Annotated in this window: 13 protein-coding genes; 7 read left to right on the forward strand and 6 right to left on the reverse strand. The window is 37.7% G+C overall.

Going from position 1 to position 14,111, the window contains the following annotated elements; translation table 11 throughout:
* Positions 1-58: 58 nt before the first annotated feature.
* On the reverse strand, positions 59-2,302 hold the full coding sequence (gene pflB, locus D1B32_RS16150; RefSeq protein WP_118889904.1) for a formate C-acetyltransferase: 2,244 nt from the start codon (positions 2,300-2,302) through the stop codon (positions 59-61).
* Between the two features lie 591 nt (positions 2,303-2,893).
* On the opposite strand from pflB, the gene D1B32_RS16155 reads away from it, so the two are divergent.
* Positions 2,894-3,466 (forward strand): chromate transporter, encoded by a 573-nt coding sequence (locus D1B32_RS16155; protein WP_095310707.1) that lies wholly within the window; start codon positions 2,894-2,896, stop codon positions 3,464-3,466.
* On the forward strand, positions 3,463-3,990 hold the full coding sequence (locus tag D1B32_RS16160; RefSeq protein WP_095310705.1) for a chromate transporter: 528 nt from the start codon (positions 3,463-3,465) through the stop codon (positions 3,988-3,990). Before D1B32_RS16155 ends, D1B32_RS16160 begins: the two co-directional genes overlap by 4 nt.
* 90 nt (positions 3,991-4,080) lie before the next feature.
* Here D1B32_RS16160 and D1B32_RS16165 read toward each other — a convergent pair whose 3' ends face one another.
* Together D1B32_RS16165 and D1B32_RS16170 are read right to left on the reverse strand one after the other, a co-directional pair.
* Positions 4,081-4,866: an HAD family hydrolase gene (locus D1B32_RS16165; protein ID WP_095310704.1), complete on the reverse strand. Its 786-nt coding sequence runs from the start codon at positions 4,864-4,866 to the stop codon at positions 4,081-4,083.
* 154 nt (positions 4,867-5,020) lie between these two features.
* Positions 5,021-6,718: a M3 family oligoendopeptidase gene (locus tag D1B32_RS16170; protein WP_095310702.1), complete on the reverse strand. Its 1,698-nt coding sequence runs from the start codon at positions 6,716-6,718 to the stop codon at positions 5,021-5,023.
* 360 nt (positions 6,719-7,078) lie between these two features.
* On the opposite strand from D1B32_RS16170, the gene D1B32_RS16175 reads away from it, so the two are divergent.
* Together D1B32_RS16175 and D1B32_RS16180 are read left to right on the forward strand one after the other, a co-directional pair.
* Positions 7,079-7,846, forward strand: coding sequence for a gluconate 2-dehydrogenase subunit 3 family protein (locus D1B32_RS16175; protein WP_095310700.1), 768 nt, complete (start codon positions 7,079-7,081; stop codon positions 7,844-7,846).
* Between the two features lie 35 nt (positions 7,847-7,881).
* A complete protein-coding gene (locus tag D1B32_RS16180) occupies positions 7,882-9,600 on the forward strand; it encodes a GMC family oxidoreductase (protein ID WP_118889905.1) in 1,719 nt (572 codons plus the stop codon).
* Positions 9,601-9,730: 130 nt separating this feature from the next.
* On the opposite strand, the gene D1B32_RS16185 is transcribed toward D1B32_RS16180, so the two are convergent.
* Positions 9,731-10,492, reverse strand: coding sequence for an SDR family oxidoreductase (locus D1B32_RS16185; protein WP_118889906.1), 762 nt, complete (start codon positions 10,490-10,492; stop codon positions 9,731-9,733).
* Positions 10,493-10,643: 151 nt separating this feature from the next.
* Here D1B32_RS16185 and D1B32_RS16190 point away from each other — a divergent pair, with 151 nt between their 5' ends.
* A complete protein-coding gene (locus D1B32_RS16190) occupies positions 10,644-11,216 on the forward strand; it encodes a TetR/AcrR family transcriptional regulator (protein ID WP_118889907.1) in 573 nt (190 codons plus the stop codon).
* Positions 11,217-11,339: 123 nt separating this feature from the next.
* Here the strand turns inward: D1B32_RS16190 and D1B32_RS16195 are convergent, their stop codons facing one another.
* A complete protein-coding gene (locus D1B32_RS16195; RefSeq protein ID WP_118889908.1) occupies positions 11,340-12,209 on the reverse strand; it encodes a LysR family transcriptional regulator in 870 nt (289 codons plus the stop codon).
* 207 nt (positions 12,210-12,416) lie between these two features.
* Between D1B32_RS16195 and D1B32_RS16200 the strand changes: the two genes are divergently transcribed.
* Together D1B32_RS16200 and D1B32_RS16205 are read left to right on the forward strand one after the other, a co-directional pair.
* Entirely contained in the window at positions 12,417-12,611 is a 195-nt protein-coding gene (locus tag D1B32_RS16200; protein WP_095310690.1) for a YwbE family protein, read from the forward strand.
* Between the two features lie 133 nt (positions 12,612-12,744).
* Complete coding sequence (locus D1B32_RS16205) at positions 12,745-13,029, forward strand: hypothetical protein (RefSeq protein ID WP_095310688.1); 285 nt, start codon at positions 12,745-12,747, stop codon at positions 13,027-13,029.
* Between the two features lie 34 nt (positions 13,030-13,063).
* Here D1B32_RS16205 and D1B32_RS16210 read toward each other — a convergent pair whose 3' ends face one another.
* The gene (locus D1B32_RS16210) at positions 13,064-13,918 is read right to left on the reverse strand and encodes a CvfB family protein (protein ID WP_118889909.1); all 855 of its coding nucleotides are present in this window, start codon (positions 13,916-13,918) and stop codon (positions 13,064-13,066) included.
* Between the last annotated feature and the right edge of the window lie 193 nt (positions 13,919-14,111).

Below are 14,111 nucleotides of genomic sequence, written 5' to 3' on the forward strand. Positions count from 1 at the left end.
GGAAGCGAGACCTATATCATCTAACTATTGCATGCTTTTTTCCTTACAAGTGGTTTGCTTACATCCCTTTATGGAATGTTCGATTAATAACATCTAATTGTTGTTCTCTCGTTAATTTAATAAAGTTTACCGCATATCCAGATACACGGATGGTTAGCTGTGGATATTGTTCTGGATGCTCCATTGCATCGAGCAATGTTTCGCGATCAAACACATTGACGTTTAAATGATGTCCACCTTTTATCGTATATCCGTCTAGCATTCCTGCTAGATTTTGAATTCGTGTACTTTCTTCTCTCCCTAATGCTTTTGGTACAATGGAAAAGGTGTTGCTTATTCCGTCTAATGCGTATTCGTAAGGCAATTTTGCGACAGAGCTGAGGGATGCAAGTGCTCCTTTTTCGTCACGTCCATGCAATGGGTTCGCTCCAGGAGCAAAGGGCTCTCCAGCTTTTCGTCCATCTGGTGTAATTCCAGTTTTCTTCCCATAAACGACATTGGAAGTAATTGTTAATACAGAAAGTGTTGGTACAGAATTTCTGTATGTTTGATGCTTTTTGATTTTATTCATGAAGGCTGTGACAAGTTCGACTGCAATAGCGTCAACTCGGTCATCATTGTTTCCGTATTTCGGGAAATCTCCTTCTATTTTGTAGTCGATGGCATAGCCAGCTTCATTGCGGATTACTTTTACCTTTGCGTGCTTAATTGCACTTAGTGAATCAGCTGCAACTGATAATCCTGCAATCCCAGTTGCCATTGTCCGGAGAATGTCTCTATCATGTAATGCCATTTCAATTCGTTCATAGCTATATTTGTCATGCATGTAGTGAATCACATTTAGTGTATTAATATATAATCCGGCAAGCCATTCTAGCATTTGGTCATATTTTTCCATTACTTCCTCATAGTGTAGATATTCGGAAGTAATTGGTTCATAGTTCGGTCCTACTTGAGTGAACGATTGTTCATCTACCCCGCCATTAATTGCATATAGCAATGCTTTGGCTAAGTTAGCTCTTGCACCGAAGAACTGCATTTGCTTGCCAATTTCCATTGCAGAAACACAGCATGCAATTCCATAATCATCTCCAAATTGTTTCCTCATGAGGTCATCATTTTCATATTGAATTGAACTTGTTTTAATGGACATAGATGCACAGTATTCCTTAAAAGGGCGTGGTAATTGATCAGACCATAAAACCGTTAAGTTTGGTTCGGGTGCAGGCCCAAGATTGTCTAATGTGTGTAAAAATCGGAACGAATTCTTTGTCACAAGCGGTGTACCATCTTTAGCAATACCACCAATTGATTCTGTAACCCAAGTTGGATCTCCACTAAATAATTCATTGTAATCTGGAGTTCTTGCAAATTTTACAAGTCGTAGTTTCATTACAAAATGATCGACAAGCTCTTGTGCTGTTTCTTCTGTAATGACACCATTTTGAATGTCACGCTCAATATAAATATCTAAGAAGGTAGAAACCCTGCCAAGACTCATAGCTGCGCCGTTTTGCTCCTTGATAGCTGCTAAATAACCAAAATATAACCATTGGAACGCTTCGATTGCATTAGTAGCAGGATTGGAAATATCAAATCCATAATCTGAACCGAGCTGTTTTAACTCTTGTAAGGCACGAATTTGTTCAGAAAGCTCTTCGCGGTCACGAATGATTTTCTCGGACATCACACCATTAACTCCCGTTGCTGCAAGTTCTTTTTGTTTATCTGCGATTAGCCTGTCAACACCATATAAAGCAACTCTTCGGTAATCGCCAATGATCCGTCCACGTCCATAAGCATCAGGAAGACCTGTAATAATTCCAGCTTTTCTTGCTGCTCGCATTTCAGGTGTGTATGCATCAAAAACACCTTGGTTATGTGTCTTCCGATAATTGTTGAAGACATGCTTTACTTCTTCATCCAACTCATATCCGTATGCATGTAGAGCATCTTCTGCCATTCTAATACCACCAAATGGTTGAAGAGAGCGCTTAAAAGGTTGGTCTGTTTGGACACCAACAATTTTTTCAATACCTTTATTTAAATAGCCTGCTCCATGTGACGTAATGGTTGATACAATTGATGTGTCCATATCCAATACGCCACCATTTTCTCGTTCTTGCTTTGTTAAATCCATCACTTGTTCCCATAAAATTGTCGTGTTCCTTGTCGATCCTGCTAAAAAGCTTTCATCACCAGTATAGACAGTAATGTTTTGCATAATAAAGTCGCGAACATTAATTTCCTCTTGCCATTTTCCACTTTTAAAATCCATTTTGTTTTGAGCAGTTACAACCATAATAACCCTCCTAAAAAGATATTGTGAAACATTGAGCATTCTTTATATATTTATCATATCACATATTTTTAGATGAAGTTATTTAAAATGTTAAAGAAGTGTGTCAGAATTGTAACTATATCGTGTCGATGAAGAAGGAATGAAATATTTAAAAATATGTTTCATTCACGTATAATGGTATAAATGATTTGAACGTCATATTAAAGGAAATCATAAATGGATGAGTGCCCGAATGAGAAGAGAGTAAGTATATTTGGTCATTCATAGAAGTGATGAGTGCCCGAATGAGAAGAGAATAAGTTTATTTGGTCGTTCATAGAAGTGATGAGAGTCCTAATGGGAAGAGAGTAGGCTCCTTTGATTGGTCAAAGATGAGTTACCAATCAAAGGAATGATAAGTTCATTCTGTAAGTTATGTAGGCTATGAGCTTCTTGGCGCAGTGAGTTATTTGATTACCTAAAGCGAATGGGGTTCCATCATTAAGAGAGCATCAACATTTGGGGCCTATTTACTGGATTCACGGGCTTACTCGAAAGCTCATCACTGGATAGGCTGGCAACATACTAAAAATAGATAAAGGTTTGTGACAAATGAAAACACATTGGAATTTATTTATTGCTTTTTTTCGTGTTGGTATACTCGGATTTGGGGGAGGACCTGCTTCGATACCGCTTATTCAAAAGGAAGTAGTTGATCACTATAAATGGATGGATAACGAGGAATTTGGTGATATTCTTGCTTTAGCAAACACATTACCGGGTCCAATTGCAACAAAGCTACCTGGTTATATTGGTTATCGGGTTGCCCGTACACTAGGAATGATAAATGCCGTTCTTGCTACGATTGTACCTACGATTTTATTAATGATTGTTTTACTCACTACACTTTCACAAGTTAAAGAATTTGATTGGGTGCAAGGAATGACGGCAGCAGTCGTTCCAGTAGTGGGGATGATGATGGCTGTCTTGACATGGCAATTTGCCCAAAAAGCTGCTATTGGCTTGGGATGGGTAAAGACATGTATATTTCTTGCCATTTTCTTTATCACTTTGCAAATTCTTCAGGTGCATCCAGGAATTTTGATTGCTGTTCTACTCATCCTGGCGCTGTCTCTGCCAGTCCACAAGAAGCAAAAAAAGAATAAAGAAGGTGAAGATGTATGATCTATATTGATATTTTTGTCGCCTTTTTTATTCCGGGTATTCTGGGCTATGGGGGAGGACCTGCTTCCATTCCCCTTATTGAAAATGAAGTGGTATTACGATATGGTTGGATGTCAGTGCAGGAATTTAGTGAGATTTTAGCGCTTGGAAACTCTTTACCAGGTCCAATTGCAACGAAGATGGCAGGGTACATAGGCTATGAAGTAGGAGGGGTTATTGGGTCGATTGTAGGCGTATTTGCTACTGTGGCTCCATCTCTAATTTTATTAATATTCCTTGGTGGACTGTTGTTAAAATATAAGGACTCTCCTAAAGTAAAGCGGTTAACGCTTTTTGTTCAGCCGGTCATTGCTATATTGCTCGGTGTTATGGCATGGAGGTTTTTCAGTGAATCTTATATAGGAATTGGAATTTGGCAGACGGTACTACTGGTTGGCGTTAGTTTTCTATTAATCGAGCGTTTTAAAATACACCCTGCATTTGTAATTGCCGGAGCTCTTATTTACGGTGGCTTTCTTTTATAAATAGATCTAGCCCTTATCGACTCCATAAGCCTCAACTTATGAAAAAAAGCAAAACCCCTTGATTGTTGGGTTTTGCTTTTTATATTCCCATTACTCGATAACCCCGAGCTTTTTTAAGCCGTTATAGATACCAGAATCACTAACAGATGTGGTACGGTGCTTTGCGTAAGTAAATAGTTCTGGATGTGCATTATCCATTGCGAATCCTTCGCCTACAGCTTGCAGCATTTCACAATCATTCATTCCATCTCCAAAAGCGATAGCTTGCTCCATTGGTATACCGATGCGCTGAAGAATTTTTGTAACGGCTTCTCCTTTATTGACGTTCTTTCGAATAATATCAAAGGCCTTTGTTGCCCCTTCTACATTTACTTGTGACAAGCGAATATTTTCTTCTATTTCATAAAGTGATGCATCTCCTGGTTCAATATTCAATACGGTAGCACCTATGATTTGATCTGCAACTTCCTCAGTAAATAACGCATTTTGTTTCAACTGGAAAATGTCATTGAATTTTTTAACAAATGGATGGTTAAGATCTGTGAAGTAGTTTTTTTCCTTTGTATAAAGAACAAGTTCATGATTATGCTGTTTAGCGATTTCGATGAATTCTTTTACAATCGTTGGATCCATTGGTTCATTGACCACGGTTTGATCTTGATAGATTGCATATCCGCCGTTATAAGCAATAAATGAATCAATAGTTAATTCTTCAGCAAGATCCTGAATTTCAATATATGGTCTGCCGGTTGCAATAAAAACTTCAACCCCATTTTGCTTTGCTTGTTCAATAGCATCTTTTGTTGAATCTGTGTATGTGTGATCTGGTTTTAGGATGGTACCGTCGATATCTAGAAAAAGTACTTTATAACTCATAATGTTCTCCTTTATGTATGCTTTGTAGTCTATTCTAGCATAAAGGAAATTTGGATTGTACTAATACCAATTACGTTTACATAATATTAACTTTTGGGTTTTAGATACACTAAAAAAAGCAGTACCCAATTCGGAATACTGCTTTAAAATAATATTATAATGATTTATCGTCCACAGAATCGAGCCAATCTTCAATTGTTTGAATAACTGCTTGGACTGTTCCTGCCTCGAACGGAGAATTCAGTTTTGCTGTCTTTACAAGATTAAGGAAGGACTGTGAGCCGCCTTGTTTACAGAGGTTTAGATAGTCTTTCCATGTATCCTCATGGTTTTCACGCGACTTTTTCCAAAATTGGAAAGCGCAAATTTGAGCAAGCGTGTAATCAATATAATAGAAAGGTATATCATAGATATGTCCTTGACGATGCCAATACCCACCAGAAGCTAGATATGCATTGCCGTCGTAATCACGGTGTGGTAAATAGATTTCTTCAAGTTTTCTCCAAGCATCTTTACGTTGTTCTGGTGTCCAGTCTGGATTGTCGTATACAAGATGCTGGAATTCATCAACAGCAACCCCGTAAGGAAGAAATTGTAGGCCATCAGTTAAATGGGAGTACTTATATTTATCGGTATCTTCCTTGAAGAAAAGCTCCATCCATGGCCATGTTAAAAATTCCATGCTCATGGAATGAATTTCTGCAGCTTCACTTGTAGGAAAAACGTATTCTGGCACTTTCAGATTCCGACTAGTATAAACTTGGAAAGCATGTCCTGCTTCATGTGTTAGCACATCAATATCACCAGAGGTTCCATTGAAATTGGCGAAGATAAATGGAGCCTCGTAATCCTCAATGAATGTACAGTATCCGCCGGCTTCTTTTCCTTTTTTTGCTTCAAGATCCATCAGATTACGATCAAGCATAAAATGGAAAAATTCATTTGTTTCATTGGATAATTCCTTGTACATTTTTTGGCCGTTTTCAATAATCCATTCTGGGGAACCTTTTGGTTTAGCATTTCCACTTTTAAATTGAAAGCTTTCATCATAAAATTTTAATGTATCAACACCGATGCGTGCTGCCTGTTTCTCATATAGCTTTGTAGCAAGTGGAACGATGTAGTCCCGAACTTGCTTACGGAATGCGGCAACCATTTCAGCATTATAACCAATTCGCTGCATTCGTAAGTAACCAACTTCCACAAAATTTTTGTAACCAAGCTTCCCGGCAATCTCATGTCGCACTTTTACGAGCTGATCATAAATGGAATTAAATTGATCCTCATGGCTCGCGAAAAAGCCTGCATATGCAGTGACTGCTTGCCTCCGAACTTCTCTATCTTCGTTTTGTGCAAATGGGGCAAGCTGTGCCAATGTATAGGTTTCACCTTGAAAGGCTACTTCTGCTGAGGCTACAAGCTTTGAGTATTCTGAAGAAAGCTTGTTTTCCTTTTGTAATAAGCTAATTATTTCAGGTGAAAAAGCTTTAATTTCGTTATCGACAAGCTGAAAGAGCTGAGAACCGAACTGCTTTTCTAAATTCTTGCGATAGGGAGAGTTAACCAGTTCTTTATAAAATTCGGTGGTCATTTCTTTTAGGTTTGGTTGAATCTCATCGAAATAGTCACGTTCCTTTTGATAAAACTCATCTTTTGTATCGATTGATGCACGTATATAGACCAAATTAAATAAAGTTGATAGTCTGTTACGAAAAGCATTGATGCTTTCTGTGCCAGCAATTGCTTCTTCAGCTGATTGTGCATCTGTAAATTTCTTTAATAGCACTTTAAATGTCGCCTGTTCCTCATGGAGTATAGGTCTTTCATAAACATATTCTTCAAATTTTAGCATGGTGGACCCCCTCAAATATATATCATTTAATAATTCGACTTCTTGTGTAAAGAAACCTCTAAATTTAAGTAATCCTTTTTAAAATTTATGATTACATAAAATTCTAAAATTATGATATATAACGTTTTCATAAGTATTTGATTATGATATATAACCAAATTCGCATTGTTATTTAGAAGGATTACTATGCTATAATTCTTTTAACTGAGATTAAAAAAAGCTTTCTACTACATAGTAAAATGGAAGCTCTCTCATCCGAAATGGGTGAGAGTTTCTTTGTAGTGCTTTTGAATGGGTAATTAATTCCTTTCATAAGCAACCAAATCAAATATTATCAGTCTATTTACTGGGGGTTATATGATGGAAGAATCAGAGAAATATGGACTTGACGAGAAGGGGTCTTCAAGGCGTAAATTCCTTAGAAATTCTGGAGTAGCAGCTGGCGGGGTAGTAGTTGGTAGTGTGCTTGGAGGCTTAATTGGTTTTGGTGGTGAAAAACAGCACCAAGCACCAAAAACTGAGCACGAACATGCCGCTCCTGCAGCAAATCCAAATGCTGCATTAATGTTTTTCACACCTGATCAGTACCAAACTACAATTGCTGCAACAGAGCGGATTTTCCCTGCAGATGAGAATGGACCAGGTGCAGCTGATTTAAATGTAGCTATTTATATTGACCATCAATTGGCGAGTCCTTGGGGAATTAATGCAAAGGACTATATGTTAGGTGCATTTTATAAAGCAGAGGCCACTCAACAGGAACAAGTACGTATTTTACGGAAAGATTTATTCTTATTGGGGTTAAAGGGACTGGATGACTATAGTGGGAATAAATTTGACAGTAAATTTACTTCATTAGAAGGCGAACAGCAGGATGAGATTTTGACCGAGTTTGAAAATGGGGAATACAAACTTTCCGGTGTATCGAGCAGTATTTTCTTTGACTTGCTTCGTATATTAACGATCGAAGGTGCGTACGCAGATCCAATGTATGGCGGGAACAAAGACATGGAAGGCTGGGCAATGCGCAAATTCCCGGGTTCTCGAATGAACTATAACAATGAAGTGGTAAGCAAAGAATTTATTGAATTGGAACCTGAAAGTTTACAAAGCCATATGGGGCACTAAATTGAAGAGGGACTTGAAGAAAGGAATTGACAAACATGAGCACAAAACTACCTAAAGTGCCTGCGGTTATTGTTGGAATGGGATGGGCAGGAGGCATTATTGCTTCTGAACTGACAAAAGCAGGAATTAAAGTTGTAGGCATTGAGCGTGGGAAAGAGCGAACTACAAATGACTATTTAATGGGACATGATGAGCTTCGCTTTCAACATCGAACAGAATTAATGCAAGACTTATCGAAAGAAACCATTACACATCGTAATGATCCCAATATGCGTGCACTTCCAATGCGCAGTTACGGAACATTTATTGTTGGAGATGGTGTTGGTGGAGCAGGAAGTCACTGGAATGGTCAAACCTATCGATTTCTTCCATATGATTTTGAAATTAAATCCTTGACTGAAGAGAAATATGGCACAAATAAACTAGGTTCAGAGTATACATTACAGGACTGGGGAATTACATACGATGAAATTGAGCCATATTATGATACATTCGAAAAAATGGCTGGGATTTCTGGTGAAACGGTAGAAATGTATGGACACCGTTCAAATCCTTATCCAACAGGACCAATGGTGAAGACACCTACTTTTGAATTGTTTGAGGAAGCAACGAAAAAATTAGGCTATCATCCGTATATGTTGCCATCAGCTAACCTATCGGAAAACTATACGAATCCTGATGGTATCTCACGATCAGCATGTCAATACTGTGCATTCTGTGAAAACTTTGGGTGTGAGTATGGAGCGAAGGCCGATCCAGTAGTTACGGTTATCCCGGTTGCTAAGGAAACAGGTAACCTCGATCTTCGAACACATTCCAATGTAACGCGCATTTTAAATGATGGAACAAAAGCAACAGGAGTTGTTTATGTAAATACAATTACTGGTGAAGAATTTGAACAGCCAGCTGATGTTGTTATTGTAACAAGCTATGTATTTAATAATGTTCGTTTACTATTAAACTCTAACTTAGGTACACCATATAACCCAGAGACTGGGGAAGGATCAATTGGCAAAAACTATTGCTATCAAGTAAGTGCAGGTGCTACTACGTTATTCTATGAGGATAAAGCGTTTAATAACTATGCTGGGGCTGGGGCCTTAGGAATTGAAATTCCTGATTTCGCTGGAGATAACTTTGACCATTCAGATGTAAACTTTATTCATGGTTCAGGGATTCGCATGACGCAATATGGCAACCGACCAATTGCCATTAATCAAGTACCAAGCGGAACACCGTCATGGGGAGCAGAGTTTAAAAAGCAATCGATTAAATACGCAAATAGTACGTTACAGGTGAAATCACAAGGTGCAAGCATGCCACATAAAGACAATTATCTTGATCTTGATCCTGAGTATAAAGATGCATATGGCATGCCATTATTACGCATGACATATGACTATACCGAACAAGATAAAGAATTAGTAAAATATATGTCTAAAGTAACTCGTAAAATTGCGGAGAAAATTGGCGCGGATCATTATGAAACTACTGAAGAACAAGCAACCTTTAATGTGAATGTGGATACAAATACTCATAACACTGGTGGCGTAATTATGGGGGCTGATTCGAAAACATCGGCAGTAAACTCTTATTTACAAATGTGGGAAGCCGAGAATGTATTTGTTATTGGTGCTTCCGCATTTCCGCATAACAGTTCATTTAACCCGACAGGTACGATTGGTGCGCTATCTTACAGAGCTTCAGAAGGCATTATAAAATATCTTAAAGATGGTGGCGGATCACTCGTTTAATTGTTCATTAGAATATATTCCCCAAAATATTTCACTGTGTGACAGCTGTTGAAGTGCAAGTATTAATATATTAGAATTAAAAGCACTTTCTTTTTTTGTGAAAAAAGAAAGTGCTTTTGCCTTATCCATATTAGAATGCAGCAGTCCAGCCGCCATCAACTGTAAGAACTGTTCCATTTACAAAGCTCGCTTCATCTGTAGCAAGGAAAAGTGCAGCATTTGCAATCTCTTCTGGTTCCCCAACTTTCGGAATAACACCTTGAACTGTTTTGGTTCGCTCCATCCCAAACGGATTAATATTTTTCATGGAAGCAGAAATATTTGTATTTACTGCACCAGGAGCGATTGCATTGCAGCGGATACCCTTTTGTGCGTACATATAACCTGTGTTCTTCGTTAAACCAACAACTGCATGCTTGGAAGCACCATAGGTTGCTCCCGCATGTGCCCCATTTAAGCCACCTGTTGATGCGATATTCACAATGACACCAGCGCCTTGCTTAAGGAATAACGGAATTGCTTTACGCATCGAACGCATAACACCTTTCGTATTTACATCGAATATTAAATCCCAGCGTTCGTCCGTAATGTCAGCAACTGGCTCAAACCCATCCATAATTCCTGCATTATTTACTAAAATATCTAATTTACCGTATTCATTAACAGCTGTATCAATCATGTGATCAATATCTTCTTGGTTTGCCACATTAACCTGAACGGCCACAGCAACCCCATTATCTGCAATGATTTCTTTTACAACTTCTTCAGCACCTGCAAAATTAAGGTCAGCTACAACTACTTTAGCACCTTCCTTAGCATATAACTTCGCAATTGCTTTTCCCATACCTGAAGCAGCACCAGTTACAATCGCAACTTTTTCTTGTAATTTCATTTAATTTCCTCCTTCATATTGATGAAGATAATGAACACCTGTACAATAAAAGTATATATGGTCTAATAAGAAAGCGCAATCAACAGAAAATCGAGAAATGCTGATTAATATACGCTTATTAAGAAATATGTTGATTAAAGGTGGAGAAAAAGTGAAAAAAGATTTACGTATTATAAAGACTGAGGAAAGCTTGCGAAAGGCACTGCTCACACTATTAAAAACAAAGACTTTAGAAACAATAAGCATTTCAGAGCTATGTAGGTTGGCGCAAATTAATCGAGGGACCTTTTATCTGCATTATCGTGATGTCCATGATGTGTTTCGTCATTACTTTGAAGTGATTGTGGAAGATTTTAGAAAGGCATATGAGAAACCATATTTGAATACAAATTTTAATATAAATAATATGACACCTGATATGATTGATATTTTTAATCATGTAAAAAAATATAAAGCTTTTTATCAGATTATATTTGATGGAAAATCTCCAATGACTTATTATTATCTCGTCTTTGATACAATTCGTAAATTTATGGAAGAATCCTTGAGCATAGATAATAATGCAGTGTATTTGGATGTTGACTTCGATTACCTCATAAGCTACCACGCCAATGCAATAATCGGAATTATCATTGAGTGGCATAAACAAAACTATACAACACCGATAGAGATACTGAATGAGCAGCTAATCAAGCTCATAACAAACACTAGGTCATATAGGTGATCATCTTGAACCTTTAATAGGATTGAGGAGGTATGAAGAAGTATAAGCATTGTGACTTCTATAAAAAAAGGCCCCCGTGGAGAAGGGGGGAGGCTTGTTCTTTCAGTAACGTGCATTTTGTTCTTAATTGACCTGTTCCTTCACAATGTCAATAAACAGCTTGGTCGCTCGCGAAACGTGCTGTAGTGAAATAGCAGCTAATGCGATATTTCGACGATAATCGGTCAAAATTGGACGAGCGTATTTCCACATTTCCGTATCTTTTATAGCAAGTTCAGGGAGTATGGATAAACCAAGCCTTTCCTGAATCATTCCGAGCATTGTATTTAAGTTTGAAACGGTATATTTTTGATGATAGGGAAGTCCTTTATCGATAAATAGTTGTTCAATCGCTTTTGGATCTCCCCACTTACCAACAATCAATGATTCATTTGATAGATCTGACAACGTAATTAATGACTTTTTAAGTAAATGATGTTCAGGAGGAAATACTGCCATATATTTATCTTCCACTAATGGAATAATATCCAGGCTGCTATGTGGAGAGTAAATAAATCCAATATCAACCATACGTGATGTGATCCAGTTAAAAACTTCTTCGACAGACCCTTCAAATAATTCGATGGTTATATTCGGATATTTTTGCTGGATTGCCTGAATAATCTTAGGCAGAAAACGTGCGGATACATCGGGAAAACCAGCGACTTTGATTGTGCCAGTTTCAAGGCCTTTTTCTGCCGCAACCTCCTGATCAATTATTTTAAGGCTGTTTTCAATCGTACGGATTTGCAGAAGAATCTTTTCACCGATGTCTGTCAGAATGAGTCCCCTTGATTTATCTCGGATCAATAGTGACACACCAAGTTCAGCCTCAAGACTGGAAACAGCCTGACTGACAGCTGGTTGTGTCATTTTTAAGGCTTGACCTGCCTTCGTGAAATTGCCGATTTCAATAACTTTTGAAAAAATATGAAGCTGTGTAATAGTGGCCATATGTCTTGTTTATTCCCTTCATCAATTTCTAGTGCATTATATTGTATACTAAAAGCAGAAAGTTTTACGAAAATAGTCATACACGCTATGAATGATAACCGTGCATTTTTCTTTATTTTAGTATATTATGGCTAACGGTAGAAGTAAATGAGATGCTTAAAATCAGATTTTTGTTAAAGAAATGAAGTTAGGGGAGGGAATAGCAAGATGATAGTTGATGGAAGATATCGAAAAAATATTTATCCTGGGCAAAAAGCAGAAATCGTATTGAAGCAAAATCAACGCACAGGAAAAACAACGGCAGGAGTTGTGAAAGATCTTTTGACAAAATCAGAATTTCATCCACATGGAATTAAAGTTAGATTAGAGGACGGTCAAGTTGGACGAATCCATGTAAAATAGGGATGACTTAACCAGAGGAACCGCTTCCAAAAAGATGACACGATCTACCTGAAAAGCGATATTCTAATTGACTTTGATTTCTTTCAATTGTAGACTATAGGTAATGTCATTTAATATTTATGGGGTGAAAGTTATGATTTTGGCAGTTTTTACAATCGGGGGAATTTTAACAATCGTAACACTTCTTGCAAACGTTCTACTTGTTAAAATGACCGCAAAAGAATCAAGGTCTTGCTATTATCCAAATATCTTCTTAGTGATTGTTGGATTATTACTACTAGGAGTAGCATCGATTGCTCCTAAAGTAGACATACTAGGAGCAGGATTTGGTGGTTGGGGAATTGCAGCATTATTCTCAGCAGCAATTGGATTTATTATTACATCAATTATTGACGCTTACCAAAATGTAACTGCATAAAAAACACAGCATCTTTTGAAAGATGCTGTGTTTTTTACTTTAAATAAGTCATTCCATCACGTTGTTCCACTTTACCTTCTTTTAAAAGTCTGCCTAAAGCCCGTTTAAATGCTGCCTTGCTGATACGAAATGTTCCACGGATGTCTTCTGGATCACTCTTATCGTTAAAGGGAATAACACCATTGTTTTCTTCCAAATGTGCTAAAATGCTCGTAGCATCTTCTCCGATACTATCCTGTTTTAATGGGCGAAGGGAAACATTTAATGTCCCATCTTCCTTCACATCAATCACACGCCCATGAACGAATTCACCGAGTCTTGGCTCTTCTTTACGTTCTGTATGATGAATGAATCCGCGATAATCATCTTCGGTTATAATAGCGGATCCTTCTTTGCTTGTATGATAAACGGTTCCGCTTATCGGCTGATTGTATAGTTCTTCTGGTGCTAGTTCGATTTCTCTAGCAATGACACCCTCCGTAGCAGGTATTGCAAGCAGACGTCCATTTTGATCTTTACCTAGAGTAATAAAAAGTTTATCTCCTGGATTTGGCCAAACAGCTTCGAATAATGGAAGGTCGTCAACAGATACTAGCATTTCCTTTGCGATACCAATGTTAACAAAAGCTCCTAATTTAGGAATAACTTCTACTACTTCAGCCCAATCATAGACATCCATTTGAACGGATGGCAATGTCGCTGTAGCTGCAATGTTTCCTTTTTTGTCATTATAGAGAAAAACATCAATTTCTCTTCCTTCGTCGTAAGTATGATTGGCTTCATTATGATGTAAAAGCGCCTCTTGTCCGTTTTTTTCTAATACATAGCCGGTGTCAATTTTTCGAGAAACAGTCATTGTTTGTACCTTGCCTATTGGTAATGTATGCATATATTTACCTACTTTCATTCTTTTCTAAAGTGTCCTAAATGTGCGCAATCCTAGTATGTATTGGAAAAGGAGTACCCTCATTATTAAGAGTACCCCTTTGATTTAAAAGTAACACATAAGTTTAATTTTATTTTATTATCCCGATTGTTTCGGGTGGGAAATTCTTGTTCATCAGCTATTAATTGATAGCGTG

The sequence above is a fragment of the Oceanobacillus profundus genome (genome assembly GCF_003515705.1).
GTDB lineage: Bacteria > Bacillota > Bacilli > Bacillales > Amphibacillaceae > Oceanobacillus > Oceanobacillus profundus.

What these genes read in the sequence shown, in the direction of transcription:
- D1B32_RS16155 (WP_095310707.1), top strand. Translation starts at nt 2,894, where the DNA reads ATGAAAACACATTGGAATTTATTTATTGCTTTTTTTCGTGTTGGTATA.
- D1B32_RS16170 (WP_095310702.1), bottom strand. Translation starts at nt 6,718, where the DNA reads ATGCTAAAATTTGAAGAATATGTTTATGAAAGACCTATACTCCATGAG.
- D1B32_RS16185 (WP_118889906.1), bottom strand. Translation starts at nt 10,492, where the DNA reads ATGAAATTACAAGAAAAAGTTGCGATTGTAACTGGTGCTGCTTCAGGT.
- D1B32_RS16195 (WP_118889908.1), bottom strand. Translation starts at nt 12,209, where the DNA reads ATGGCCACTATTACACAGCTTCATATTTTTTCAAAAGTTATTGAAATC.
- D1B32_RS16160 (WP_095310705.1), top strand. Translation starts at nt 3,463, where the DNA reads ATGATCTATATTGATATTTTTGTCGCCTTTTTTATTCCGGGTATTCTG.
- D1B32_RS16200 (WP_095310690.1), top strand. Translation starts at nt 12,417, where the DNA reads ATGATAGTTGATGGAAGATATCGAAAAAATATTTATCCTGGGCAAAAA.
- D1B32_RS16180 (WP_118889905.1), top strand. Translation starts at nt 7,882, where the DNA reads ATGAGCACAAAACTACCTAAAGTGCCTGCGGTTATTGTTGGAATGGGA.
- D1B32_RS16205 (WP_095310688.1), top strand. Translation starts at nt 12,745, where the DNA reads ATGATTTTGGCAGTTTTTACAATCGGGGGAATTTTAACAATCGTAACA.
- D1B32_RS16165 (WP_095310704.1), bottom strand. Translation starts at nt 4,866, where the DNA reads ATGAGTTATAAAGTACTTTTTCTAGATATCGACGGTACCATCCTAAAA.
- D1B32_RS16210 (WP_118889909.1), bottom strand. Translation starts at nt 13,918, where the DNA reads ATGCATACATTACCAATAGGCAAGGTACAAACAATGACTGTTTCTCGA.
- pflB (WP_118889904.1), bottom strand. Translation starts at nt 2,302, where the DNA reads ATGGTTGTAACTGCTCAAAACAAAATGGATTTTAAAAGTGGAAAATGG.
- D1B32_RS16175 (WP_095310700.1), top strand. Translation starts at nt 7,079, where the DNA reads ATGGAAGAATCAGAGAAATATGGACTTGACGAGAAGGGGTCTTCAAGG.